This is a genomic window from Pseudomonas sp. FW305-3-2-15-C-LB1 (assembly GCF_058787615.1).
This window is the reverse complement of the sequence record NZ_JBYSZX010000002.1, coordinates 248,078-274,158: the sequence shown is the minus strand read 5'-3', so window position 1 is coordinate 274,158 and position 26,081 is coordinate 248,078. Positions and strand designations below refer to the sequence as shown.

Annotated in this window: 20 protein-coding genes; all 20 read left to right on the top strand. The window is 62.2% G+C overall.

The genetic code is table 11. The features are described from left to right. Positions 1-377: 377 nt before the first annotated feature. A complete protein-coding gene (flhA, locus tag AC3WP7_RS05045; protein ID WP_219731804.1) occupies positions 378-2,492 on the top strand; it encodes a flagellar biosynthesis protein FlhA in 2,115 nt (704 codons plus the stop codon). Between the two features lie 12 nt (positions 2,493-2,504). Beyond that, positions 2,505-3,821, top strand: coding sequence for a flagellar biosynthesis GTPase FlhF (flhF, locus tag AC3WP7_RS05040; RefSeq protein ID WP_071489815.1), 1,317 nt, complete (start codon positions 2,505-2,507; stop codon positions 3,819-3,821). Between the two features lie 106 nt (positions 3,822-3,927). Further along, on the top strand, positions 3,928-4,761 hold the full coding sequence (gene fleN / locus AC3WP7_RS05035) for a flagellar synthesis regulator FleN (protein ID WP_003192912.1): 834 nt from the start codon (positions 3,928-3,930) through the stop codon (positions 4,759-4,761). Further along, entirely contained in the window at positions 4,758-5,498 is a 741-nt protein-coding gene (gene fliA, locus AC3WP7_RS05030) for an RNA polymerase sigma factor FliA (protein ID WP_016976604.1), read from the top strand. The genes fleN and fliA overlap by 4 nt, the downstream gene beginning before the upstream one ends. Before the next feature lie 169 nt (positions 5,499-5,667). Further along, positions 5,668-6,042 (top strand): chemotaxis response regulator CheY, encoded by a 375-nt coding sequence (locus tag AC3WP7_RS05025; RefSeq protein WP_015885173.1) that lies wholly within the window; start codon positions 5,668-5,670, stop codon positions 6,040-6,042. Between the two features lie 18 nt (positions 6,043-6,060). Then, positions 6,061-6,849: a protein phosphatase CheZ gene (locus AC3WP7_RS05020; RefSeq protein ID WP_058427225.1), complete on the top strand. Its 789-nt coding sequence runs from the start codon at positions 6,061-6,063 to the stop codon at positions 6,847-6,849. A gap of 11 nt (positions 6,850-6,860) precedes the next feature. Further along, complete coding sequence (locus AC3WP7_RS05015) at positions 6,861-9,062, top strand: chemotaxis protein CheA (protein ID WP_071489814.1); 2,202 nt, start codon at positions 6,861-6,863, stop codon at positions 9,060-9,062. Between the two features lie 48 nt (positions 9,063-9,110). After that, positions 9,111-10,241, top strand: a complete 1,131-nt coding sequence (locus AC3WP7_RS05010) for a protein-glutamate methylesterase/protein-glutamine glutaminase (RefSeq protein ID WP_071489813.1) — start codon at positions 9,111-9,113, stop codon at positions 10,239-10,241. Beyond that, on the top strand, positions 10,241-10,981 hold the full coding sequence (locus tag AC3WP7_RS05005) for a flagellar motor protein (protein WP_033900785.1): 741 nt from the start codon (positions 10,241-10,243) through the stop codon (positions 10,979-10,981). Before AC3WP7_RS05010 ends, AC3WP7_RS05005 begins: the two co-directional genes overlap by 1 nt. 15 nt (positions 10,982-10,996) lie before the next feature. After that, positions 10,997-11,884, top strand: a complete 888-nt coding sequence (motD, locus tag AC3WP7_RS05000) for a flagellar motor protein MotD (RefSeq protein WP_092243055.1) — start codon at positions 10,997-10,999, stop codon at positions 11,882-11,884. 51 nt (positions 11,885-11,935) lie between these two features. After that, entirely contained in the window at positions 11,936-12,724 is a 789-nt protein-coding gene (locus tag AC3WP7_RS04995) for a ParA family protein (protein ID WP_016976611.1), read from the top strand. Further along, positions 12,724-13,500: a CheW domain-containing protein gene (locus AC3WP7_RS04990; protein ID WP_092243057.1), complete on the top strand. Its 777-nt coding sequence runs from the start codon at positions 12,724-12,726 to the stop codon at positions 13,498-13,500. Before AC3WP7_RS04995 ends, AC3WP7_RS04990 begins: the two co-directional genes overlap by 1 nt. A gap of 53 nt (positions 13,501-13,553) precedes the next feature. Continuing rightward, on the top strand, positions 13,554-14,036 hold the full coding sequence (locus AC3WP7_RS04985) for a chemotaxis protein CheW (RefSeq protein ID WP_010564003.1): 483 nt from the start codon (positions 13,554-13,556) through the stop codon (positions 14,034-14,036). Beyond that, a complete protein-coding gene (locus AC3WP7_RS04980; RefSeq protein ID WP_071489809.1) occupies positions 14,037-14,429 on the top strand; it encodes a DUF2802 domain-containing protein in 393 nt (130 codons plus the stop codon). A 254-nt stretch (positions 14,430-14,683) separates the two neighbouring features. Continuing rightward, positions 14,684-16,429: a ShlB/FhaC/HecB family hemolysin secretion/activation protein gene (locus AC3WP7_RS04975; protein ID WP_256579917.1), complete on the top strand. Its 1,746-nt coding sequence runs from the start codon at positions 14,684-14,686 to the stop codon at positions 16,427-16,429. A gap of 11 nt (positions 16,430-16,440) precedes the next feature. After that, positions 16,441-16,962 carry a toxin-activating lysine-acyltransferase gene (locus tag AC3WP7_RS04970; protein ID WP_092243060.1) on the top strand — a complete coding sequence of 174 codons (522 nt, stop codon included), beginning with the start codon at positions 16,441-16,443 and terminating at the stop codon, positions 16,960-16,962. Between the two features lie 24 nt (positions 16,963-16,986). Beyond that, a complete protein-coding gene (locus AC3WP7_RS04965; RefSeq protein ID WP_102592235.1) occupies positions 16,987-24,762 on the top strand; it encodes a hemagglutinin repeat-containing protein in 7,776 nt (2,591 codons plus the stop codon). Positions 24,763-24,773: 11 nt separating this feature from the next. Then, positions 24,774-25,085, top strand: coding sequence for a hypothetical protein (locus AC3WP7_RS04960; protein WP_092243070.1), 312 nt, complete (start codon positions 24,774-24,776; stop codon positions 25,083-25,085). A 24-nt stretch (positions 25,086-25,109) separates the two neighbouring features. Further along, entirely contained in the window at positions 25,110-25,436 is a 327-nt protein-coding gene (locus tag AC3WP7_RS04955) for a hypothetical protein (RefSeq protein ID WP_092243073.1), read from the top strand. Between the two features lie 26 nt (positions 25,437-25,462). Beyond that, positions 25,463-26,005 (top strand): hypothetical protein, encoded by a 543-nt coding sequence (locus AC3WP7_RS04950; RefSeq protein ID WP_092243076.1) that lies wholly within the window; start codon positions 25,463-25,465, stop codon positions 26,003-26,005. Positions 26,006-26,081 lie beyond the last annotated feature (76 nt).

Sequence of the window (26,081 nt, the reverse complement as noted above, 5' to 3'; positions counted from 1 at the left end):
AAGCCGGGCCGCGACGCCCGCCCACTGCGTTTGCAGCGGTGTACGGAGACTAGAGAGCGAGTTTCCTAGGGGCAACCGCAAAACCTTATCGGAAATTTCCCCAGTAGTACCGGCTGCGCGCACATCCAAGTGTGGGAGGGGGCTTGCCCCCGATGGCGTTGTGTCAGTCACCGACTCTTAGTCTGGCAAGCTGCAATCGGGGGCAAGCCCCCTCCCACATTTAAAATATGTTCTTTCCGAAAAAACGTGAGTGTTCATAGCGATCGACGTTCCAAAACAAAAGTTGGAAGGCTTCTTGCAATACCGCCTTCAGGACGCCCAACTGCGTCAAAACTTTGCTTCAAAGGACACGAGGAATACTGGTGGATCGCTCTCAAATGCTCGGCACGGCGCGCAGCACCCTGACTGACCTCTCGCGGGGCAATCTGGGTGTGCCGTTGTTGTTGCTGGTGATGCTGGCAATGATGATGTTGCCGATGCCGCCGTTCCTGCTCGACGTGTTCTTTACCTTCAACATTGCCCTGTCCGTCGTGGTGCTGCTGGTCTGCGTGTACGCCCTGCGGCCGCTGGATTTTGCGGTATTCCCGACCATCCTGCTGGTCGCCACCTTGCTGCGCCTGGCGCTGAACGTGGCGTCCACCCGCGTGGTGATGCTCCACGGTCAGGACGGCCACGCCGCCGCCGGTAAGGTGATCCAAGCCTTTGGTGAGGTGGTGATCGGCGGTAACTACGTGGTGGGTATCGTGGTGTTCGCGATCCTGATGATCATCAACTTCGTGGTGGTGACCAAGGGTGCCGGGCGGATTTCCGAGGTGAGCGCGCGGTTTACCCTCGACGCCATGCCCGGCAAACAAATGGCGATCGACGCCGACCTCAACGCCGGCCTGATCGACCAGAACCAGGCCAAGACACGTCGCCTGGAAGTCGCCCAGGAAGCCGAGTTCTACGGCTCCATGGACGGTGCCAGCAAATTCGTGCGCGGTGACGCCATCGCCGGCCTGCTGATTCTGTTCATCAACCTCATCGGCGGCATGGCCGTCGGTATCTTCCAACACGGCATGACCTTCGGCGATGCGGGCAAGGTCTACGCCTTGCTGACCATCGGTGACGGTTTAGTGGCGCAATTGCCATCACTGTTGTTATCCACAGCAGCGGCGATCATGGTGACCCGTGCTTCGGGCTCCGAAGACATGGGCAAGCAGATCAGCCGGCAGATGTTCGCCTCGCCCAAGGCCCTGGCCGTGGCGGCGGGCATCATGGCGATCATGGGCATCGTGCCGGGCATGCCCCACGTATCGTTCCTGACCATGGCGGCCCTGGCCGGCGGTGCGGCCTACCTGTTCTGGAAAAAGCAGAATGCGGTCAAGGTCCAGGCCCAGCAGGAGATTGCGCGCCAGCAGGAACTGCTGCCATCCCCTGCCCGCGCCCAGGAAACCAAGGAGCTGGGCTGGGATGACGTGACCCCGATCGACATGATCGGCCTGGAAGTCGGCTACCGCCTCATTCCGCTGGTGGACCGCAACCAGGGTGGTCAATTGCTCGCGCGGATCAAGGGCGTGCGCAAGAAGCTGTCCCAGGACCTGGGCTTCCTGATGCCCACCGTGCATATCCGCGACAACCTTGACCTGGCGCCCAGCGCCTACCGCCTGACCCTGATGGGCGTGATCCTGGCGGAAGCCGAGATCTACCCGGACCGCGAGCTGGCAATCAACCCGGGGCAGGTGTTCGGCAGCCTCAACGGCATTACCGCCAAAGATCCGGCTTTTGGCCTGGACGCGGTATGGATCGAAATCAGTCAGCGCAGCCAGGCGCAGTCCCTGGGTTACACCGTGGTGGACGCCAGCACCGTGGTCGCCACCCACCTCAACCAGATCCTGTACAAGCACTCCCACGAGCTGATCGGCCACGAAGAAGTCCAGCAATTGATGGGTTTGCTCGGCAAAGCCTCGCCAAAACTCGCCGAAGAGCTGGTGCCGGGCATTCTGTCGCTGTCCCAGTTGCTCAAGGTATTGCAGGCGTTGCTGGCCGAACAGGTGCCGGTGCGCGACATTCGCAGCATTGCCGAGGCTATCGCCAACAATGCCGCCAAGAGTCAAGATACTGCCGCGCTGGTGGCCGCGGTGCGCGTCGGATTGTCGCGTGCAATCGTGCAAAGCATTGTAGGGCTTGACTCCGAGCTGCCTGTGATCACCTTGGAACCCAGGTTGGAACAAATATTGCTCAATAGTATTCAGAAGGCAGGACAAGGCCAGGAAGAGGGCGTTCTGCTGGAGCCAAGCATGGCGGAGAAGCTGCAGCGTTCGTTGATCGACGCCGCGCAACGCCAGGAAATGCAAGGCCAACCGGTGATCCTGCTGGTGGCAGGCCCGGTCCGGGCGATGTTGTCGCGGTTTGGGCGCCTGGCAGTACCGAATTTGCACGTTTTGGCTTATCAGGAAATTCCTGACAACAAGCAAGTGACTATCGTCGCGACAGTAGGGCCCAACGGCTGAGGGTAGTGGGTTATGCAAGTGAAGCGTTTTTTCGCCGCCGATATGCGTCAGGCCATGAAACTGGTTCGTGATGAGCTGGGCGCCGACGCCGCGATTATCGGCAACCGTCGTATTGCCGGCGGTGTCGAGCTGACGGCTGCCCTGGATTACACCCCTTCGGCCCTGGCGCCGCGCGTGCCGAACATGGAGCTCGAAGACGAGCTGCGCAAGACCGCTTCGCGCATCGTCTCGGCCCAGGCTGAACTGAGCATGCGTGGCGACAGCGATGCCACCACCAATCGTCAGTTGTTCGCCGGCCTGCCGCTGACCGCCGCCGAGCCATTGGTTGAGCCGACCTTCAAAGAGCCGCCGCGTCCCGCTGCGCCAGCCCCGGCAGCGGCGGTTGACCAGCGCGTGTTCGATTCGATGCGCTTTGAACTCAACGGTTTGCGTGAACTGCTCGAAGTGCAGTTGGGCTCGCTGGCCTGGAACCAGTTGCAAGGCAGCAAACCGCAACAGGCCAACCTGTGGCGCCGCCTGCAACGCATCGGCCTGTCCGGCCCGTTGTCCCGCGACCTGCTGGCCCTGACCACCGAGATCGAAGAGCCTCGCCAGGCCTGGCGCATGTTGCTGGCCCATCTGGCGCGGATGATCGCCACCCCGGAAATCGAACCCCTGGAAGAGGGCGGTGTGATCGCCATGGTCGGCCCTGCCGGCATGGGCAAGACCACCACCCTGGCCAAGCTGGCCGCCCGTTACGTGCTCAAGTACGGCGCTCAGAATATCGCGCTGGTGAGCATGGACAGCTACCGTATTGGTGCCCAGGAGCAGCTCAAGACCCTGGGCCGCATTCTCAATGTGCCGGTGACCCATGTCGACCCGGGCCAGTCCCTGGCCAACGCCCTCGACCCGCTGCTGCGCAAGCGCGTGGTGCTGATCGATACCGCCGGCCTGCAAGCCAGCGACCCGGCCTTGCGCATGCAGTTGGAAAGCCTGGCCGGGCGTGGCATCAAGTCGAAAAATTACCTGGTGCTTGCAACCACCAGCCAGAAACAGGTTCTTACCGCTGCGTATCATAGTTACAAGCGCTGCGGCCTGGCCGGTTGCATCCTCACCAAGCTCGACGAAACCGCGAGCCTGGGCGAGGTGCTGAGCCTGGCCATCAGTCATGAATTGCCGGTCGCCTACCTGACCGACGGGCCGCGGATCCCGGATGATCTGCATCTGCCGCGCCGTCATCAGTTGGTCAGCCGTGCAGTCAGCGTGCAAATGCAAGACGAGCCTAGCGAGGAAGCGATGGCCGATATGTTCGCCGACCTCTACCACAACCCGGCGAAGCGGGTAGGTTGAGGACGGTATGAACACCGTGAAAAGTATCTACATCGATGGTCTGCAAGCGATTCACGCGGCCAAGCCATGTAGCCTGCGTCTAAGCAAGACAAGGTAAAGAAATAAAATGGGCAGCATGCATCCCGTACAGGTGATCGCGGTGACCGGCGGCAAAGGTGGCGTCGGAAAAACTAACGTGTCAGTGAATTTGTCCCTGGCCCTGGCAGAGCTTGGCCGTCGCGTCATGCTGCTGGATGCTGACCTGGGGTTGGCGAACGTCGACGTTCTGCTGGGGCTGACGCCCAAGCACACCCTTGCCGATGTGATCGAGGGCCGTTGTGAGCTGCGCGATGTGCTGCTGCAAGGTCCCGGTGGCATCCGCATCGTCCCGGCCGCCTCCGGCACCCAGAGCATGGTGCACCTGAGCCCGGCGCAGCATGCCGGCCTGATCCAGGCCTTCAGTGACATCGGCGACAACCTCGACGTGCTGGTGATCGACACCGCCGCCGGGATCGGCGAATCCGTGGTCAGCTTCGTGCGCGCCGCGCAGGAAGTGTTGCTGGTGGTCTGCGATGAACCCACCTCGATCACCGACGCCTACGCCCTGATCAAACTGCTTAACCGTGATTACGGCATGAACCGCTTCCGCGTCCTGGCCAACATGGCCCAGAGTCCGCAGGAAGGGCGCAACCTGTTCGCCAAGTTGACCAAGGTCACGGATCGTTTCCTCGATGTCGCCTTACAATACGTCGGCGCAGTTCCCTACGACGAGTGTGTGCGCAAGGCTGTGCAAAAGCAGCGTGCAGTCTACGAAGCATTCCCTCGTTCCAAGTGTGCACTGGCGTTCAAGGCTATTGCCCAGAAGGTCGATACCTGGCCGTTGCCCGCCAACCCCCGGGGGCATCTGGAGTTTTTCGTCGAGCGATTGGTGCATCAGACGAGCGCAGGACCCGTGCTATGACAGCGACCGGCTACAACGCTTACAAGAAGTCTGCCCGTGACAGCCAGGGCGAGTTGATCGAGCGCTACGCGCCCCTGGTCAAGCGCATTGCCTATCACCTGCTGGCACGCCTGCCCGCCAGCGTGCAGGTCGAAGACCTGATCCAGGCGGGCATGATCGGCCTGCTCGAAGTGTCGACCAAATACGACGCGAGCAAGGGGGCGAGTTTCGAGACGTATGCGGGCATCCGCATCCGTGGCGCGATGCTCGATGAAGTGCGCAAAGGTGACTGGGCGCCGCGTTCGGTACACCGCAACACACGCATGGTCAGTGACGCAATTCGCGCAATTGAAGCAAAAACCGGTCGCGACGCTAAAGATCACGAAGTTGCGGCCGAACTCCAATTGAGTCTCGACGATTACTACGGGATTTTGAACGATACCTTGGGCAGCCGCCTGTTCAGTTTCGACGACCTGTTGCAGGACGGCGAACATGAAGGGCTGCACGAGGACGGCGCGAGTGCTCATATGGAGCCATCGCGTGACCTGGAAGATGAGCGTTTCCAGGGAGCGTTGGCGGACGCGATTGCCAATTTGCCGGAGCGTGAGCGGCTGGTGTTGGCGCTGTACTACGACGAAGAGCTGAACCTCAAGGAAATCGGTGAGGTCCTGGGTGTCAGCGAATCGCGGGTCAGCCAGTTGCACAGCCAGTGCGCAGCCCGCTTGCGGGGGCGTTTGGGAGAGTGGCGAGCGCGCTGAACAGGCAGTGTGGGGACACTGCAGACGATACCGCGAGGGCAACCGGCCTTCGCGGGTTCGACCCGTGGTGCCCCCGGCAGTCCTTTTTGTGTAATGCCTGTTGATTGAAATGGCGCGTCCAGGTGCTGGGCGCGTTTAAGACTGCTTGGAGGTCGAATTGGACAAGAACATGAAAATCCTCATCGTTGATGACTTCTCAACGATGCGGCGGATCATAAAAAACCTGTTGCGTGACCTTGGGTTCACAAACACGGTCGAGGCGGATGACGGCATTACGGCCATTCCGATCCTCAACAGCGGGAGCATCGACTTTCTGGTAACAGACTGGAACATGCCGGGCATGACCGGTATCGACTTGCTGCGCCACGTGCGCGCTGACGAAAAGCTGCGCAGCCTGCCTGTGCTGATGGTCACCGCCGAAGCCAAGCGTGAGCAGATCATCGAAGCCGCCCAGGCCGGGGTCAACGGTTACGTGGTCAAGCCATTCACGGCATTGGCCTTGAAAGAGAAGATCGAAAAAATCTTCGAACGCATCCACGGCTAATGCCATCGCGGGGGAGCTATGGAGCATAAAGAAACGTCACAGGGAGACTTCGAGTCGACCCTGAAAAAGCATGCTCACCAGTTGGTCGACAGCCTTGAAAGAGGCCAGTTCGGCGACGCGGTGCAGTTAATCCATGAGCTCAACCAGACCCGTGACCGCGGCCTGTACCAGGAAGTGGGCAAGCTCACACGCGAGCTGCACAGTGCGATCGTCAATTTCCAGATTGACCCGCACATGCCCCAGGCCGAAGAAATCTCGCAAATCACCGATGCCACCGAACGCCTGTCCTATGTGGTCAGGCTGACTGAGGCGGCGGCCAACCGCACCATGGACCTGGTGGAAAACGCCACGCCCCTGGTCAACGGCATGGCCACTGAAGCCCAGGCCCTGAGCCACGACTGGGGCCGCTTCATGCGCCGGGAAGTGGGGGCCGAGGAGTTTCGCGAGTTGGCGCGTCGGGTCGACGGTTTCCTGTCACGCAGCGAGCAGGAAAACCGTACGGTTTCCAGCAACCTCAACGACATTCTGCTGGCCCAGGATTACCAGGACCTCACCGGTCAGGTGATCAAGCGTGTGACCCAGTTGGTCACCGAAGTGGAAAGCAACTTGCTCAAATTGGTGCTTATGGCAGGCCAGGTTGACCGTTTCGCTGGCATCGAACATGACCGCGAAGCGATCCTCTCGGAAAAAGATCCACAAAAACATCTCGCCAAGGGTGAAGGTCCGCAGATTCATGCCGATAAACGTGAAGACGTTGTATCGGGTCAAGATGATGTCGATGACCTGTTATCCAGTTTAGGCTTCTAAGGAGCACCCACATGAGCTTCGGCGCCGATGAAGAAATCCTTCAGGATTTCCTTGTAGAGGCCGGCGAAATTTTAGAGCAGTTGTCCGAGCAACTGGTCGAGCTGGAAAGCCGACCGGATGATGCGAACCTGCTCAATGCAATTTTTCGCGGTTTTCACACTGTAAAAGGGGGCGCCGGCTTCCTCCAGCTCCATGAGCTGGTGGAGTGCTGCCACATCGCCGAGAACGTGTTCGACATCCTGCGCAAGGGTGAGCGTCACGTTGATTCGGAGTTGATGGACGTGATTCTCGAAGCACTGGATGCGGTCAACGGCATGTTCAGCGAGGTGCGTGAGCGTGCCCCGATCACGGCGGCGACCCCGGAACTGCTGGCCGCCCTGGCGCGCTATGCGGAGCCTGCCGACACGTCGGCCGCACCGGTGGTTGAAGCCGCGCCGGAGCCTGTGGTTGAGGCCGAACCGGATGTGACCGACAGCGAATTCGAACAGCTGCTCAACTCCCTCAGTGCCGTCAAGGCCGAGGCGCAAGCACCGGCCGCGCCGGTCGCCGCACCGACCAGCGAAGACATCACTGACGCTGAGTTCGAATCGCTGCTCGACCAGTTGCATGGCAAAGGTCAGTTCGCGGCCGACGCCGTGGCACCCGCCGCTGCGGCTGCGGATGCACCGGCGGCCAGCGCCAGCACCGATATTACCGACGATGAATTCGAGGCATTGCTCGACCAACTGCATGGCAAGGGCACCTTCGCGGCCGACGCCTTGCCGGAAGTCGCCGCCACGGCTGCGGCACCGGCTGCTGCCAGTGCCGCTCCTGCGGGCGATGGGCTGATCTCCGATCACGAGTTCGAATCCCTGCTGGACGAATTGCACGGCAAGGGCAAGTTCAGTGAAGTGGCCCCGGCCGCTGCGGTTGCGACAGCTGCACCGGCCGCCGCCAAGGCCGCTGCGCCTGCTCCAGCCGCCAAGCCAGCACCGGCCCCGGCCGCCGCACCTGCTCCGGCGCGCGCCGCCCCGGCACCGGCAGCCGAGAAGCCTGCCAGTGAAGCCGAGACCACCGTGCGGGTGGATACCGCGCGCCTGGACGACATCATGAACATGGTCGGCGAACTGGTACTGGTGCGTAACCGCCTGGTGCGCCTGGGCCTGAGCAGCGGCGATGAAGCCATGCAGAAAGCCGTGTCGAACCTCGACGTGGTGACCGCCGACCTGCAGACCGCCGTGATGAAAACGCGGATGCAGCCGATCAAGAAAGTCTTCGGGCGCTTCCCGCGCCTGGTTCGCGACCTCGCGCGTCAGCTGAAGAAAGAAATCAACCTGGAACTGGTGGGCGAAGAAACCGACCTCGACAAGAACCTGGTCGAGGCCCTGGCCGACCCGCTGGTCCACTTGGTGCGCAACGCCGTGGACCACGGCGTGGAAACCCCGGAAGAGCGCGAAGCCTCGGGCAAGTCGCGCAACGGCAAGGTGATCCTGGCTGCCGAGCAAGAGGGCGACCACATCCTGCTGTCGATCACTGACGACGGCAAAGGCATGGACCCGACCATATTGCGCAACATCGCGGTCAAGCGCGGCGTGATGGACAAGGACGCCGCCGACCGCCTGACCGACACCGAGTGCTACAACCTGATCTTCGCCCCGGGCTTCTCGACCAAGACCGAGATTTCCGACGTGTCCGGCCGTGGCGTCGGCATGGACGTGGTGAAGACCAAGATCAGCCAGCTCAACGGCTCGATCAACATCTACTCGACCAAGGGCCAGGGCTCCAAGATCGTCATCAAGGTGCCGTTGACCCTGGCGATCATGCCGACCCTGATGGTGATGCTGGGCAACCAGGCGTTCGCCTTCCCGCTGGTCAACGTCAACGAAATCTTCCACCTCGACCTGTCGCGCACCAACGTGGTGGACGGCCAGGAAGTGGTGATCGTGCGCGACAAGGCATTGCCCCTGTTCTACCTCAAGCGCTGGCTGGTGGCATCGGCCAAGCATGAAGAGCAGCGCGAAGGCCATGTGGTGATTCTCTCCGTGGGCACCCAGCGCATCGGCTTTGTCGTCGATCAACTGGTTGGCCAGGAAGAAGTGGTCATCAAGCCTTTGGGCAAAATGCTGCAGGGAACCCCGGGCATGTCGGGTGCGACCATCACCGGTGACGGTCGGATCGCGCTGATTCTCGATGTTCCGAGCATGCTCAAGCGTTACGCCGCTCGGCGTATTTGATTCTGGTGGGGCAGGGCGGTAGTGCCCGCCCCGCCTAACGGAGTGTTTATGGCAGTCAAGGTCCTGGTGGTGGACGATTCGGGTTTCTTCCGCCGCCGCGTCTCGGAAATTCTTTCCGCCGATCCAACGATCCAGGTGGTCGGCACGGCCACCAACGGCAAAGAGGCGATTGATCAAGCCATTGCGTTGAAACCGGACGTGATCACCATGGACTACGAGATGCCGATGATGGATGGCATCACGGCAGTCCGGCACATCATGCAACGCTGCCCGACCCCGGTCCTGATGTTTTCCTCGCTGACGCACGAAGGCGCCCGGGTCACCCTGGATGCGCTGGACGCCGGCGCGGTGGACTTCCTGCCGAAGAATTTCGAAGACATCTCGCGCAACCCCGAGAAGGTCAAGCAGATGCTCTGCGAGAAAGTGCACAGCATTTCGCGCAGTAACCGTCGCAGCCTGTTCAGCGCGCCTGCGCCAACCGCTGCGCCAGCACCGGCTCCAGCGGCACCGACATCGTCGTTTGCGCGCCCTGCGCCTGCGCCGGTGGCACGGCCTGCGGTGGCACCCGCTCGCACGGCGGCGCCTGCGTCTTCGCATTCGCCCGCACCCAAGCGCAAGGCCTACAAGCTGGTCGCCATCGGCACCTCCACCGGCGGCCCGGTTGCGCTGCAACGCGTATTGACCCAATTGCCGGCCAACTTCCCGGCGCCGATCGTATTGATCCAGCATATGCCGGCGGCGTTCACCAAGGCTTTCGCCGAGCGCCTGGACAAGCTGTGCCGCATCAGCGTCAAGGAAGCCGAGGATGGCGACATCCTGCGCCCTGGCCTGGCGCTGCTGGCCCCCGGTGGCAAGCAGATGATGGTCGACGGCCGTGGCGCGATCAAAATCCTGCCGGGCGACGAACGCCTGAATTACAAGCCGTGCGTGGACATCACCTTCGGTTCGGCAGCCAAGTCCTACGGTGACAAAGTTCTGGCGGTGGTGCTCACCGGCATGGGCGCCGACGGCCGTGAAGGTGCGCGCCTACTCAAGCAGGGCGGCAGTGCCATCTGGGCCCAGGACGAAGCCAGCTGCGTGATCTATGGCATGCCCATGGCCATCGTCAAGGCGGACCTGGCCGACGCCGTCTACAGCCTGGACGACATCGGCAAGCATCTGGTGGAGGCCTGCCTCTGATGGATGTACTGAGCCTGATCGGCATCATCATGGCGTTTGTCGCGATCATCGGCGGCAACTACCTCGAGGGCGGGCACCTCGGCGCCCTGGCCAACGGGCCGGCGGCGCTGATCGTGATCGGCGGCACCGTGGGCGCGGCGTTGTTGCAATCGCCCATGAGCTCGTTCAAGCGCGCCATGCAGATTCTGATATGGATCATTTTCCCGCCACGCGTGGACCTGCCCGGTGGCATCGACCGCGTGGTCAACTGGAGCCTCACCGCGCGCAAGGAAGGTCTGCTGGGCCTGGAAGGCGTGGCCGATGCCGAGCCCGACAGCTACGCGCGCAAAGGCCTGCAATTGCTGGTGGACGGTGCCGAGCCGGAAGCGATCCGCAGCATTCTTGAAGTGGATTTCTACACCCAGGAAAGCCGCGACATCAACGCCGCCAAAGTCTACGAAAGCATGGGCGGCTACGCGCCGACCATCGGCATCATCGGTGCGGTGATGGGCCTGATCCACGTGATGGGCAACCTGGCCGACCCCTCGCAACTGGGCAGCGGCATTGCCGTGGCGTTTGTCGCCACCATCTACGGCGTGGCCAGTGCCAACCTGGTGCTGTTGCCGGTGGCCAGCAAACTCAAGTCGATTGCCATGCGCCAGTCGCGTTATCGCGAGATGCTGCTAGAAGGCATCCTGTCGATCGCCGAGGGCGAGAACCCGCGTTCCATCGAATTGAAGCTCCAGGGCTTCATGGATTGATGGGAGGTATGCATTGTGAGCCGTCGCCGTCGCGAGCCTGAAGAACACGTTAACCACGAGCGGTGGCTGGTGTCCTATGCGGACTTCATCACCCTGCTGTTCGCGTTTTTCGTGGTGATGTACTCCATCTCGTCGATCAACGAAGGCAAGTACAAAGTCATTTCCCAGGCGCTGATCGGCGTGTTCAACGATGCCGACCGTGCGCTCAAGCCGATCCCTATTGGTGAAGAACGGCCCAAGACCGTGACCCCGGCCAAGCCGCTGGTCAACGACAGCGATGAAACCGCCGCCGGCGTGGGCGGCACCAGCGACCCGCTGAAAAGCATCGCCGACGACATCAGTGCCGCGTTTGGCGACTTGATCAGCTCCAACCAGATGACCGTGCGCGGCAACGAGTTGTGGGTGGAGATCGAGTTGAACTCCAGCCTGCTGTTCGCCAGCGCCGATGCGATGCCCAGCGACCAGGCATTCACCATCATCGACAAAGTGGCGGCGATCCTCAAACCGTTCGAGAACCCGATCCACGTCGAAGGCTTCACTGACAACGTTCCGATCAGCACCGCGCAGTACCCGACCAACTGGGAGCTGTCGTCGGCACGAGCGGCGAGCATCGTCAGGATGCTGGCGATGCAGGGCGTCAACCCTGGCCGCCTGGCGTCGGTGGGCTACGGTGAGTTCCAGCCGGTGGCCAACAACGCCACGGCGCAAGGCCGCGCGCGTAACCGACGGGTGGTGCTGGTGGTCTCGCGCAACCTGGATGTGCGCCGCAGCCTGACCGGCACCGGCACCGCCAATGCAACACCGGATGCGGCCTTGAAGCGGGCTGGCACACAAACTGCACCGGCCCCGGTAAAACCGCCGGTTCGACAGAGTGCCGTCAATTCTCCGTCGCCGGCTCAATAACCCCATGCAATGTCTCGGTCGCGCCTGTGCCTGCCGGGAGGAACCAACCGAATGAGAGTCTGGGCAGTTGCCAATCAAAAAGGTGGAGTCGGCAAGACCACCACCTCCATCGCCTTAGCCGGCTTGCTGGCCGAGGCGGGCAAGCGTGTGGTCGTGGTGGACCTGGACCCTCACGGCTCCATGACCAGCTATTTCGGCTACGACCCGGATGCGCTGGAACACAGCAACTACGACCTGTTCCTGCACAAGGGCAGTGTGCCGGCCGATCTGCCCGGGCAACTGCTGTTGCCCACCAGTAACGAAAGCATTTCGCTGCTGCCGTCCAGCACCGCGCTGGCCACCCTGGAGCGCCAGTCGCCGGGACAGAGCGGCCTGGGCCTGGTGATCGCCAAGACCCTGGCGCAACTGTGGCAGGACTTCGACTACGCGATCATCGACAGCCCGCCGTTGCTCGGCGTGCTGATGGTCAACGCCCTGGCGGCCAGCCAGCAACTGGTGATCCCGGTGCAGACCGAGCATTTGGCCGTCAAAGGCCTGGAGCGCATGGTCAGCACCCTGGCGATGATCAACCGTTCGCGCAAACAGGCGCTGCCGTTCAGTATCGTGCCGACCCTGTTCGACCGCCGCACCCAGGCGTCCCTCGGCACCCTGCGCGTATTGCGCGATGCCTACCCTGACACCATCTGGAACGGCTATATCCCGGTGGACACGCGCCTGCGTGACGCCAGCCGCGCCGGCCTGGCGCCGTCGCAGTTCGACCCGAAAAGCCGTGGCGTACTGGCCTACCGCGCGTTGCTCAAACACCTGCTGTCCCAGCAGCTTGTGGCGCAGGTGGCGTGATGAACCGTCCCGTCGAACTCAAGACCCGGCCGCAACTGGCACTGGAATCCTATCTGGATGCCCTGCTGCAGGACGCGACCGAGGAAGCCCTGCCGGAACCGATCCTGGTACTGGAGCCTGCTGTCGAGCCAGAAGCCGCGCTGGATGAATTCCAGTTGGCGGTGTTGGAAGAACAAGCACGGGATGCGCAGGTCGTGGTGCCGATTATGCCGGCGGTGGCGATTCCGGCAGTGGTCGAGCCGGTGGTGGAAGTGCACCTGCCGCCGAGCATCACACCGCCGCCGGTCACCGGTGATGATCGCCCGAGCTGGGCCGCCGAGCCGTTCGAATGCCTGTTGTTCGACGTCGCCGGCTTGACGCTGGCGGTGCCGCTGGTGTGCCTGGGCTCGATCTATTCCCTGGAAGGTCAGGAACTGACGCCGCTGTTCGGGCAGCCGGAGTGGTTCCTCGGCATCCTGCCGAGCCAGGCCGGCAACCTGAAGGTGCTAGATACCGCGCGCTGGGTCATGCCCGACCGCTACCGCGACGACTTCCGCCAGGGCTTGCAATACGTGATCTCGGTGCAGGGCTACGAGTGGGGGCTGGCGGTGCATCAAGTCAGCCGCTCGTTGCGCCTGGACCCGAACGAAATCAAATGGCGCAGCCACCGGGGCCAACGGCCTTGGCTGGCGGGCACCGTGATCGAACACATGTGCGCGTTGCTCGACGTCGCCGAACTGGCCGAGTTGATCGCCAGTGGTGCCGTCAAAACGATGCCGGTTACTAAACGCAGTTGATTGAACAATAAGGTCCACGCTGGTGCGTGGCCAATCTTGAAGGGGTCAGGGGTATGAACAAGTCAGCGTCCGCACAAGGTTTGGATGATCCGATCCTGCAATGGGTAACCTTCAAACTGGACAACGAGTCCTACGGCATTAACGTGATGCGCGTGCAGGAAGTGCTGCGCTACACCGAAATCGCCCCGGTACCGGGTGCGCCGAGCTACGTGCTGGGCATCATCAACCTGCGCGGCAACGTGGTGACGGTGATCGACACCCGCCAGCGTTTCGGCCTGGTACCGACCGAGGTCAACGACAACACGCGTATCGTCATCATCGAGGCCGACAAGCAAGTGGTCGGGATCATGGTCGACAGCGTGGCCGAAGTGGTCTACCTGCGCCAATCGGAAGTGGAAACTGCGCCGAACGTGGGTAACGAAGAGTCCGCCAAGTTCATCCAGGGCGTGTGCAACAAGAACGGCGAACTGCTGATTCTGGTTGAGCTGGACAAGATGATGAGCGAAGAAGAGTGGTCGGAACTGGAGAGTATCTGATTGTTCCTTGAGGCTGCGGTGATTGTCCTGGCCCTGTTGTGGGCCGGGACGTTGGCATTTCTGCTGCGCCATGTGAGCCAGCAGCGCGAACTGTTGTTGCAACAGGCCGAGCGTGATGCGGTGCGTGACCGGCGCATCCTGGAGTTGGTCAAGCGGGTCGATCATTACCAGCAGAGTGCGGTGAGGGTGGGGGATGAGGTGCACGAATTGCGCGCCATTCTTGCGCCGTTGCCGGACAAGCTGGCGCAGATCGAGCAACGCGACCCTTCGAGCCTTTCGTTTGCCCAGGCGGCGAAGCTGGTGGGCATGGGGGCTACGGTGGATGAATTGACGCAGTCTTGCGGCTTGACCCAGGCTGAGGCGCAGTTGATGAGCAAGCTGCACAAGAGCTGATGTCTGTTAGTACCGCCATCAACTTGCAGGGGGCTGAGCCCTTCTACAACAAAACAGTACAAAAACGAATTGTTGGCAAATTCGCTGAGATACCCTAAAAGCCTTGAAGTAGAGCCTTCAAGAAAAAAATGAAGGTGTCCAAGGCGGCCTTTTTTTGCGAAATGTGTCACAGGGCCATACACCCTGATGGCACTTTTATGTCTTTGTGGTGACCAACCTGCGCATGTAGGAAGTTTCACTCACAAGGATGCGAAATGTCTTTCGACGCTTCACCTAGAACAAAACCCTCTGTTTTGCTGCAGTCTTGCGTCGCCACCTGCTCCCTTGTCGGTTTGCTTGCCAGTGCAGCGACACTGGCCGCTGAGCCTCAAGCGCCCGCCCAGCAATTGCTCCTGCAACAACAACGTGAACGTGCCCAGCGCGAGCAGTTGGAACCGTCCCCCGACGTCCGTCTCGAAACTCCGCAAGACAGCTCCGGCACTCTGCGTCTGCCGCGCAATGAAACGCCGTGTTTCAAGATCGACCGTGTGGTCCTTGGCGGCGACCAGTCCGAAGATTTCCAGTGGGCCTTGCGTGCCGCCAACCCGAGCGACGATCCGGTGCAGGGGCAATGCGTCGGCTCCGCCGGGATCAACCTGACGATGAAGCGCATCCAGAACGCGATCATCGCCAAGGGCTTCATCACCACTCGCGTCCTCGCCCAGCCCCAGGACTTGAACCAGGGCACGCTGGCGCTGGTGCTGGTGCCCGGACGCATCAAGCACATCCGTTTTGCACCGGGCACCTCCACGCGCGCCAACTATTGGAACGCCATGCCCGCGTCGCCTGGCGATGTGCTCAACCTGCGCGACATCGAACAGGCGCTGGAAAACTTCAAGCGCGTGCCCACCACCGAAGCCGATGTGCAGATCACGCCAGCCGAGGGCGCGGATGCACAGCCGGGGGAGAGTGATGTCGTGATTGCCTGGAAGCAGGCGATTCCAGTACGCGTGAGCCTGTCGGTGGATGACTCCGGCAGCAAGCAGACCGGCAAGTATCAGGGCAACGTCGCTTTGTCGCTGGATAACCTGGCGACCCTCAATGACCTGTTCTACATCAGTTTCAACCACGACCTGGGCGGCGGTCAGAGCGGTGACCGTGGTTCGAAAGGCCACACCGTGCACTACTCGGTGCCCTACGACTATTGGCAACTGAGCCTGACGTCCAGCGAGTATGACTACCACCAGACGATTGCCGGGGTGAACCAGGCCTATTCCTACAGTGGCCGCAGCCGGACCAACGAGGTGCAGCTGTCACGGGTGATCTACCGCGACGCGGTGCGCAAGACCACTGTGTCGGTCGGTGGCTGGAGTCGTACGTCCAGCAACTACATCGAAGACACCGAAATCGAACTGCAACGTCGCCGCATGGCCGGTTGGCAGGCCGGGATCAATCACCGTGAATTCATCGGCGCCAACACCCTCGACCTCGGTGTCGGTTATCGCCGTGGCACCGGTGCCCGTGATGCGCTGCGTGCGCCTGAAGAGGAAAACGGCGAAGGCACCTCGCGTTCGCAGATCATCACCGCCAACGCGCAATTGCAGGTGCCGTTCACCCTGTCGGATCAACGTCTGCGTTACGTCGCTGGCTGGCGCGGGCAGTGGAACCGTACACCGTTGATCCCCCAGGACCGCTTTTCAATTGGCGGGCGCTACACCGTGCGCGGCTTCGACGGCGAGCAGATCCTGTCGGCCGAACGCGGCTGGACGTTCAGCAACGACCTGGGCCTGAGCCTGGCCAACACCGGCCAGGAACTGTACCTGGGCGTGGATTACGGCGAAGTCGGCGGGCATTCCACCCAGTACCTTTCGGGCCGGCGCCTGGCTGGTGCGGTGGTGGGCCTGCGCGGGGGCTACAAGCAATTTTCCTATGACATTTACACCGGCAAACCCCTGGAAAAACCCAAGGGCTTCCAGACCGCCGACGTGACCAGTGGCTTCAGCGCCAACTGGTCGTTTTGAAGGAGCCCAGCATGCATCACGACACCTTGGAGGTGCTTGCTCCCGAGCGCGCCGACAGCGCCATCGACGAAGCCCAGGTGCTGGGCTCGGCGGTGTGGCTGTGGATGCACTCGGCGGCCCATCGCGATGCGCCGTTGCACAGCCTGTCGACCTTGTTGTTGCCTGCGATCAAGCGGCGCCAGTTCATCTTGATCAGTGAAGCCGGGCAGCCGGTGTTTTTCATGTCGTGGTTGAACCTCAGTGCCGAGGCCGAGGCGCGCTATCTGCGCGAACCTGCGGTGTGCCTGCCGGCGGCGGACTGGGACAGTGGCGACCGCCTGTGGATCAACGACTGGGTCGCGCCGTTTGGTCACACCCGGCGCATCAGCAGTTTGCTGCGCCGTCGCCTGTGGCCTGGAAGGATCTTCCGTGCGCTGTACCACAAGGGCGAAGAACGCGGTTTGCGCGTCATCGATTTTCAGGGCATCGCCGTGCTCGACCTGGAAGCGCAAGCCTGGTTTGCCAGCCACCCGTTACCTCTTCACGCGCTCTGACCAGCCACCGCGCAAGGGATTTGCATGAATAAGCAGCTATATCGAATTGTGTTTAACAAGGCTCGCGGCCTGTTGATGGTCGTGGCGGAAAACGTCAAGAGTGCCAGCAAGGCACCCGGCACCACGGGTAGCGTTGGCCGGGCCGGCGGTGCCGTGGCCACACTCACGCCCTTGCGCTTTGCGCTGATGGTGGGCATGGGCTGGGTTGCGCTGGTCATGCCGGCCCAGGCCCAGGTTGTGGCTGACGGTTCGGCTCCCGCAGGCCAGCGCCCGAGCATCGGCGCGGCGGGCAACGGGGCGCCTGTGGTCAACATCACCACGCCAAGCGGGGCAGGCGTATCGCGCAACACTTACCAGCAGTTCGACGTCGACAAGCGCGGCGTGATCCTCAATAACGCCGTCACCAACAGCCAGACCCAACTGGGCGGCTGGGTCGAAGGCAACCGCGCGCTGGCCAACGGCAGCGCACGGGTGATTCTCAACGAGGTCAATTCGAGCAACCCCAGCCAGTTGCGCGGTTTTGTCGAAGTGGCGGGTTCCAAGGCCCAGGTAGTGATTGCCAACCCCTCCGGAATCGCCTGCGATGGCTGCGGTTTTATCAACGCTGACCGCGCGACGCTGACTACCGGGCGGGCGCAGTTCGAGAACGGTTTGATTACCGGCTATCAAGTCTCTGGGGGCAAGGTCAGCATCGGCGGCGCGGGCCTTGACGCCACTCGCGCCGACTACACCGAGATCATCGCGCGCACGGTCGAAGTGAACGCGGGCATCTGGTCCAAAGACTTGACTATCAAGACCGGCGCAGCAGGCCAGAACCCGGCCGACGCCCCCGCCGTGGCCATCGACGTGGCACAGTTGGGGGGCATGTACGCCGGCAAGATCACCCTGGTAGGCACCGGCGCTGGTGTCGGTGTACGCAATGCCGGACAGATCGGTTCCAGTGCCGGTGAAGTGGTCATCGGCAGCGATGGGCGTATCGAGAACCAGGGCCAGATCAGCAGCGCCACGCACCTGACCGCTCAGGCCGACAAAGGCATCGATAACAACGGCACGCTGTTCGCCCAGGGTAACCTGGCCTTGGAGACGGCGGGCAATATCGACAACAAGGGCATCGTGTCTGCCCAGGGCGATACCCGCCTGAGCGCCAAAGGCGCGAATTCGGCGATTCGCAGCGATGCCGGCTCTGCACTCGCCGCAGGTGTAGACAGCACGGGTAAATTGGGCAGCAGCGGTTCGCTGACCCTGACGTCGGCCGGCACCCTCACGGCCAAGGGCCAGAACCTGGCGGCGCAAACCATGAAGGCCACTGCCGCCCAGGTCGACCTGAGTGACAGCCAGACATCGGCTGGCACGGTCGAACTGAACAGCACCGCTGGCCATCTGGACCTGCGCCGCAGCCACGTCACCGCCGCTCAATCGCTGACGGCCAATGCCAGTCAAACCTTGTTCAGCGATGCTGCACAGGTGGGCGCAGCGCATATCGGCATCGTCGCCATGGATATGTCCAACGTCGCCGGTAAGTGGGTGCAGACCGGCAAGGCGGGCATGCGGGTGACCCTCGCGCGCAATCTGGACAACCATGGCGGCATCCTGTCCAGCGGTGGTCGCCTGGATGTGAGCGCCAAGACCCTGGGCAACGCGGATGGCCTGGTGCAGTCCGGTGATGGCGGTGACCTGTACATAACGGCACAGGATGCGCTGGATAACAGCAACGGCAAGCTGGTGACCGCCGCGAATCTATCCCTCAACGGCGGCAACCTCGATAACCAGCGCGGGCAGGTTACCGCGGGCGGTGTGCTGGATATCAACGCCGTGCAATTGAACAACGCCAAGGGCACCGTCGCCGCCGCCCAAACCCTGACAGTCAGGGCCAACAGCCTGTTGAACCAGGGCGGCACCCTGGGCTCGGTGGCGGGCGACCTGATCCTCGACAGCGATGCTGCCGTGCTCGATAACCGTGGCGGCCGCCTTGAGGCCGCCAAAGCCTTGACCCTCAACGCACAAGGCTTGAACAACACAGGCGGCGTCATCACGGGGGCCCAACTGCTGCTGGATACGCAAGGCCAGCGACTGGACAACGCCCAGGGCACCCTTGACGCCAGCGATACGCTGACACTCGATAGTGGCGTACTGAACAACGACGGCGGCATCGTGCAAGCCAAGTCGAACCTGTGGGTGGATACCCATGGCCAGCAACTCAGCAACCGTAATTCCGGCAGCACCGGCGGCATTCTTGGGCAGCGTGACGTCACGGTGCGTACCGGCCAGTTGATCAATGACCAAGGGTTTATCGGCAGCGCCGGCAGTCTGGCTGTTGGCGCCGGACAGGTGAGCAACCAGTCGGGTCTGTTGCGTGCCGATGGTCATCTGTTGCTGACTGCCGCCAGTGCGGATAACCGTTCGACCCAGGGCGCCAACCAGGGCATCAAGGGCCTGGGCGTCGAGATGAACGTCGATACCCTCGATAACCGCGGCGGCTCGCTGGTTGCCGATGCGGCGTTGAGCATCACGGGCAGCGGTGCGCTGGATAACGACCAGGGCATTATCTCGGCCGGCAGCGTGCTGAGCGTGACTGACCGCGACCTTGCGCAGAAGCGCCAGGCCTTGAATAACGGCACGGGCACGCTGATTGCGGGCCAGTCGCTGCAGGTCGACAGCGCCAGCTACAGTGGCAGCGGTAAAGCCCTGAGCCTGAGAGACCTGGCGTTCAAGCTGAGCCATGATTTCGTCAACACCGGCCTTTTCCAGGCCAATGGCAACCTGTCTGTAGAAACGGCTGGGCTTTTGACCAACCAGGGTAGTTTCCAGGCGGGCGATGGGTTGCAGCTCAACGCCAGCGCACTCGACAACACCGCCAGCGGTTCGATCAGTGCCCGCCGGGTCCGGGTCAATGCGCTCAATCAACTCGACAACCGCGGCCTGATCGACGGCGAGGCCACGCGCCTGAGCGCCGCGACCCTGAACAACCTCGGCACGGGGCGTATATACGGTGATCACTTGTCGATTGCCGCCACCAACGTCACGAACAGCGTGGAAGGTTCGACGGCAGCCACCATCGCCGCGCGCAACCGCCTGGATATCGCCAGCCAGACTCTCGATAATCGTGAGCACGGCTTGATCTTCAGTGCCGGCGACCTGGTGATCGGTAGCACACTGGATGTCGATGACCACGCCACCGGCCAGGCCCAGGCGCTGAGCAATGCCAGCGCCACGATTGAAGCGCTGGGCAGCCTGAGTGCCAATGCCCGGCTCATCAGCAACACCAATGAACATTTCGCCACCGAGCGGGTACTCGTCTCCAATGAGGCACTGCAGGAATACCAACTGTCGGGCTCGACCAACCGCTACACGCCTTCGCAGATCTCGACCTACAAGGATGAGGTGCGGTACCTGGTGACCCCGGAAGGGCGCAAGGATCGTTGGAACCTCTATAACTACGACCGCACGGTGACCGAGACCCGGATCGTCAGTTCCGACCCTGGGCAAATGCTCGCAGGTGGCGCCATCAACCTGACTGCCGACCACCTGCTCAACGACAAAAGCCGGATCATCGCCGGCCAGGCCCTGACGGCCAGTGTGGGCCGTGTGGACAACACCGAAGTGACCGGCGAACGGATTACCACCGACAGTGGTACCCTGACCAACTTCTATCGCATCCAACGCAAGGGGCGTGATCGCCAGGGGACCAGCGTCACGGCTTATAAGCCTGCGCCCTTGATCGAGCAGATCGCCCTCAAACCGACGGTATTTACCGAATACGCGACCATCAATGGCAGCGGCACACAGGTGGGTGCGCGGGTAATGGCCAACGTCGGCGATACCACCCGCGGTACCGGTGAGCTTGCCGGTGCGGGCAGAACCCACACCGTCAGCCCGATCAGCCAGGTGCAGGCATTGACCCAACAGAACGGTGCAGGCGCGGTGGAGCAGATCCGTACCGGCGGGTTCAACCCCGACCTGCCGGACAGCAGCCTGTTCCGCACCAACCCCAACAGTACGGCTGGCTATCTGGTGGAGACGGATCCGCGTTTTACCAATTACGGTCGGTGGTTGTCGTCGGACTATATGCTCGACCGCCTGAACCTTGATCCGGCCGCCACCCAGCAACGGTTGGGCGACGGCTTCTACGAGCAGAAGCTGATCCGCGAACAAGTCGCGCAACTCACCGGGCGCCGGTTTGTCGATGGTTACGCCAGCGACGAAGCGCAATATCGCGGCATGATCGACAGCGCCGTCACCCTGGCCGAGCAGTGGAAACTGATCCCGGGCGTGGCGCTGACCGCCGGGCAAATGGCGCAGTTGACCAGCGACATCGTGTGGCTGGTGTCCAGGGACGTCACCCTGGCCAGCGGCGAAGTGCGCCAGGTGCTGGTGCCGCAAGTGTATGTGCGGGTTCGCGAAGGCGATGTGGACGGCTCGGGCGCGTTGATGGCCGGGCGCACCTTGAATCTGGATGTGCGCGGTGACCTGGTCAACTCGGGCAGCCTGGCCGGGCGCGACGGTGTGACCATCAGCGTGCAGAATCTCAACAATCTCGGCGGCCGCATCCAGGGCAACGATGTGTCGCTCAATGCCAGCCAGGACCTGAACAACATCGGCGGCCTGATCAGCGCCAACAGTCGCCTGGCGTTGAGCGCCGGCAATGACATCAACGTGCGCTCGATCACCACCGACAGCGCCAGCGAGCAGGGCACCCGCACCGCGTTGTCGCGGGTGGCCGGGCTGTACGTGTCGGCCCCGGCGGCAAACCTGATTGCCACGGCGGGCAATGACATCAACCTGCAAGCGGCTCAGGTCAGCAACACCGGTGTGGGCGGCAAGACCGCGCTGGTGGCGGGCAACGACGTCACCTTGAGCACCGTCAAAGAGTCCTACACCCAGGCCAACCAATGGGACGGCGACAACTGGCGCAAGGAGGCCGGGCGCAATGAGGTCGGCAGTTCGGTGCAGGCCAACGGCGATATCCGCCTGGGCGCCGGGCGTGACGTGCAGGCACGCGGTGCGCTGGTCAACAGTGACGCGGGCGCGGTGTCGGTCAGCGCGGTGCGCGACATCAACGTCGAGGCCGGCGAGCGCTTCAACAGTGCGGACGAGGCGCACAAGGTCAAGGGCAGCAACGGCCTGTTCTCCAGCAAGACCACCACCACCCGCGATACGGTCGCCCAGACCACCGCGCAAGGCTCGACCTTCAGCGGCGAGCAAGCGGTGGTGCAGGCGGGCAACAACATCACCCTCACCGGCAGCAACGTGGTCTCGACCTCGGGCACGGCGCTGGTGGCGGGCAATGACATCAAGGTATTGGCGGGTACCGAGACGCTCGACGAGAAACACACCAAGGACGTGAAGACCAGCGGCATGTTCAGCGGCGGCGCGATTGCCGTCACCATCGGCTCGCAGCAGCAGACCAACAAGGACAGCAGCCAGCAGACCACGGCCGCCGCCAGCAGCGTCGGGTCCACCGACGGCAATGTGCTGATCAGCGCGGGCGGCGAATACCGCCAGGTTGGCAGCAATGTGAGTGCGCCCAAGGGCGATGTGTCGATTGACGCATCCGAGGTCAATATCCTCGAAGCGCGCAATCTGGCTGCGCAGCAACAGGAGCAGCGCTTCAAGCAGACCGGCGTGAGCCTGACCCTGACCAACCCGATCGTGAACGCCGTGCAAACCGGCCAGCGCATGAACAAGGCCGCTGAGCGTACCGACGACAAGCGCATGAAAACCCTCGCCGCGCTGAACACCGCGTGGGCCGCCAGTGAAGCCCACACCCAAGTGATGGCCGACCCGGCCGCGGCGGGCGGGATCAACTTGAGCATCGCCCTGGGCATGAACAAGAGCGAGAACAAAAGCGAGCAGACTTCCAACACAGCGGCCGGCTCGACGGTGGCGGCGGGGCACGATGTGTCGATTGTGGCTACCGGCGGCAAGCGCAACAACGACCTGACCGTGCAGGGCAGCCAGATCACTGCCGGCAACGATGCGTTGCTCAAGGCCGACGGCAATATCCTGTTGGCGGGTGCGCAGAACACCATCGAGCAGCACAGCACCAATAAGAGCGTGAACGGCAGCCTGGGGATTGGTATCTCTTTCGGCAGCGAGAAAAACGGCCTGAGTTTCAACGCTTCAGCCTCCCAGAGCCGCGGCAATGCCGATGGCAACGACCTGGTGTGGAGCAACACCCACGTGACAGCAGGCAACCAGGCCAGCCTGATCTCCGGCAAGGACACCACCCTGCGCGGTGCGGTGGTCTCGGCCGACAAGGTCAAGGCCGATGTCGGCGGCGACCTGAACATCGAGAGCCTGCAAGACACCAGCACATTTGCCTCCGAACAGAAGAGCATGAGTGCCGGCATCAGCATCTGCATCCCGCCGGTGTGCGCGGGTGCGGCAACGGCCAGCTTCAGCTCCAGCAATACCCAGCAGAAGTCCAACTTCGCCAGCGTCATCGAGCAATCGGGCATCCGCGCCGGCGACGGTGGTTTCGACCTCAACGTGCGTGGCAACACCGACCTCAAGGGCGGCGTGATCGCCAGTTCCGACAAGGCCATTACCGACGGCAAGAACAACCTGACCACCGGCACATTGACCGTGGCCGACATCCATAACGTGTCCGAAGCCAGCGTCAAGACTTCCGGGGTGGAACTCAATTCGGACATGCTCGACGGCAAGCTCGGCACGGCCAAGGCGCTGCTCGCCAACAGCCTCGCCAACGGCTCGGACTCCGACTCCGCCGCCAGCGATACCCGCAGCGCCATCAGCGCCGGCACCCTGGTCATCACCAATGCCGAGCGCCAGCGCGTGGTCGCCGGCATGAGCGTCGACCAGACGATTGCCAACCTCAACCGCAATACCGAGGCTGCCCATGTTGCCGTGGAGCGCCTGGACGTGGCGGAGATGGGGCGCAAGGTCGAGGCAGAGCAGGAGATCAAGCGTGAGTTCTATAACCAGGTGTCGCTGTTGGCGGATGAGGCGTATCGCAAGATCTTCCTTGAGAAGGCGCGGGTGTATGAGGTGTTGAAGGATGAGAATGGCAAGGCGCTGCTGGACGACAAAGGCAATGTTCAGCGCCGCGAGTTGAGCGACGAAGAAAAGCGCAATCTCAAGCCCGGGCCGGATGGTAAGGTACACATTGCCAACAACGGTATCTTCAACGACATCGATGGCGCGGCCAAATATGCCGATCAACACAGCTCTGCCGATACCGGGCCGCAGTATTTGATCCATTTCGAGAAAGCCAACAACTTCACGTCCGAGTTGATGATCGCGGCGTATCAGAAGAATCTCGAAAATGATTTCTGGGGCTTGTCCAACGCTGCTGTGCAGACCAAGGAATATATGGTCCAGTTCGGCCAAAGCGGATTGCACATCGACGGCCACAGCCGCGGCACATTGACAACGGGCAGTGCCATGGAATCGTTGGCTCGTGACCCGGCAAACGCAGGCATGCTGGGCCAAACCTCGATGAACTTCTTCGGTGCGGCCTACTCGGTGCAAAAGGCCGATTCGCTGTTGGGGGTATTGCAGAACCGTTCCGTATTCAGTTCCGTGGAGCAGCGTGATGCGATGGCGCTGCAGTACCAGAATCATAATTTCGACCCCGTCGCCCGAGCACCGCTGGTAGGGTTTAACGCCGGTACCGGCGGTACGATCCCGGAAGGCAGCAATCGGTTATGGGAGTGGTTGAAAGTGTTCGGTGGCGATAAGACCGCGCACAACTGCTATGGCAAGGGCGGGGAACTCTGCAAGCCGTTCTGGAGCGATACAAAAGACGGCGCGGCCGTGTTTAAGAGAGTCAAACAATGAGGACGACCGCCATGTTCACGAGAAGCCTGTTGTTGAGTGTTTGCGCTGTTTCACTGATCGGCTGTACGGGCAGGGGCTTTCAACCACCGCCACCGGCTTTTACCCAATGGCAGAAAAGCGGGGTATCCGTCGAAGGCGTCAAGAGCGCCATGCGCGCCTGCGGTTATACCAACCTGGTGGGGACGGGCGACGACTCGCCGATTGATGAGGTGTTGACGCGCTTCTACTGCATGAAGGACTCGGGATTTACCCACAAGGGCAACCTGGACCTGTGTAAGGAAGGCCGCATCGGCGAATCGCCGGTGTGCGAAGGCCGCCGCTAATCCATCACTAAAAGGAACCAAGGAATGATCGATCTACGCAAAGGACTGTACGGCGCCGCATGGGTGCTGGCGGCAACCACCCTGGGCGGTTGCGCCTCGTCGGCCGCCGTCACTGGCGAGCCGGGGGTGAATATGGGCGACAGCTACCAGCAGGTGCTCGCCGTGGTCAGCCGCAACAACACTGTGACCAAGCAGGTCGATGGCCAGGGCTTTCGCGCCGAGGGTTATTCGGCGATGTTCAAGGACTGCCGCGTCAAGTACTTCCTGTTCCAGGACGCTGACGGCTTGCAGCGCGTGAGCTACGAGCCGGCGCCGCACCTGTCGGTCAAGCAGAATTGCCGCCAGCCGTAAACACCCCCGATGCGAAAGGATGGCTGATGAAAAGGTTAATGGTGATACCTGTTGTGTTGCTGGCCCTGGGCGGTTGCGGCCAGGTGGCGAACATCCGTTCGCTGTCCACCGGCTACGTGCCGCCGCAAAGCGGTGAGACCGCCCGCGTGCGTGTCGTCACCGACGGCCTGGTACGTGCGGTGCCGGGGCGTGACTGCCTGGACTGGAACGTGCCGGGCGCCGGGGTGATGGCCTCGGTGAAAGCCGGTTTCCCCGATCACAACGGCGAAAATCTCGGCATCCCCGGGCCGATCTACTCGTGGGCCGGCGCGGTCACGTCCGAATTGGTGGTGCCGGCGGGTAAACCGATCGCGTTCCATTACCTGGGGCGGTTGCAATACTCCCGCCAGTGCGCCAAGACCATGACTTTTGTGCCCAAGCCCGGGCGCGACTACATGGTGCAGGCGTCGATGTCGGCGGATTGTTCGTTCCTGCTCGACGAGTTGCCGGCGGACGGCAGGCAATGGGTGCGGATCGAGCCGACGCCGGTGGGCAAAGTCTCGATGTGCAACGCGATGGACAATTTCTAGGGCGGCCAATTAATTTACGTTACCCATGGCTTTTTTTCGGCTGCCAAAGGTCCACATCCTTCATGCACCTTTGAAT

What these genes read in the sequence shown, in the direction of transcription:
- flhA (WP_219731804.1), top strand. Translation starts at nt 378, where the DNA reads ATGCTCGGCACGGCGCGCAGCACCCTGACTGACCTCTCGCGGGGCAAT.
- flhF (WP_071489815.1), top strand. Translation starts at nt 2,505, where the DNA reads ATGCAAGTGAAGCGTTTTTTCGCCGCCGATATGCGTCAGGCCATGAAA.
- fleN (WP_003192912.1), top strand. Translation starts at nt 3,928, where the DNA reads ATGGGCAGCATGCATCCCGTACAGGTGATCGCGGTGACCGGCGGCAAA.
- fliA (WP_016976604.1), top strand. Translation starts at nt 4,758, where the DNA reads ATGACAGCGACCGGCTACAACGCTTACAAGAAGTCTGCCCGTGACAGC.
- AC3WP7_RS05025 (WP_015885173.1), top strand. Translation starts at nt 5,668, where the DNA reads ATGAAAATCCTCATCGTTGATGACTTCTCAACGATGCGGCGGATCATA.
- AC3WP7_RS05020 (WP_058427225.1), top strand. Translation starts at nt 6,061, where the DNA reads ATGGAGCATAAAGAAACGTCACAGGGAGACTTCGAGTCGACCCTGAAA.
- AC3WP7_RS05015 (WP_071489814.1), top strand. Translation starts at nt 6,861, where the DNA reads ATGAGCTTCGGCGCCGATGAAGAAATCCTTCAGGATTTCCTTGTAGAG.
- AC3WP7_RS05010 (WP_071489813.1), top strand. Translation starts at nt 9,111, where the DNA reads ATGGCAGTCAAGGTCCTGGTGGTGGACGATTCGGGTTTCTTCCGCCGC.
- AC3WP7_RS05005 (WP_033900785.1), top strand. Translation starts at nt 10,241, where the DNA reads ATGGATGTACTGAGCCTGATCGGCATCATCATGGCGTTTGTCGCGATC.
- AC3WP7_RS04995 (WP_016976611.1), top strand. Translation starts at nt 11,936, where the DNA reads ATGAGAGTCTGGGCAGTTGCCAATCAAAAAGGTGGAGTCGGCAAGACC.
- AC3WP7_RS04990 (WP_092243057.1), top strand. Translation starts at nt 12,724, where the DNA reads ATGAACCGTCCCGTCGAACTCAAGACCCGGCCGCAACTGGCACTGGAA.
- AC3WP7_RS04985 (WP_010564003.1), top strand. Translation starts at nt 13,554, where the DNA reads ATGAACAAGTCAGCGTCCGCACAAGGTTTGGATGATCCGATCCTGCAA.
- AC3WP7_RS04975 (WP_256579917.1), top strand. Translation starts at nt 14,684, where the DNA reads ATGTCTTTCGACGCTTCACCTAGAACAAAACCCTCTGTTTTGCTGCAG.
- AC3WP7_RS04970 (WP_092243060.1), top strand. Translation starts at nt 16,441, where the DNA reads ATGCATCACGACACCTTGGAGGTGCTTGCTCCCGAGCGCGCCGACAGC.
- AC3WP7_RS04965 (WP_102592235.1), top strand. Translation starts at nt 16,987, where the DNA reads ATGAATAAGCAGCTATATCGAATTGTGTTTAACAAGGCTCGCGGCCTG.
- AC3WP7_RS04960 (WP_092243070.1), top strand. Translation starts at nt 24,774, where the DNA reads ATGTTCACGAGAAGCCTGTTGTTGAGTGTTTGCGCTGTTTCACTGATC.
- AC3WP7_RS04955 (WP_092243073.1), top strand. Translation starts at nt 25,110, where the DNA reads ATGATCGATCTACGCAAAGGACTGTACGGCGCCGCATGGGTGCTGGCG.
- AC3WP7_RS04950 (WP_092243076.1), top strand. Translation starts at nt 25,463, where the DNA reads ATGAAAAGGTTAATGGTGATACCTGTTGTGTTGCTGGCCCTGGGCGGT.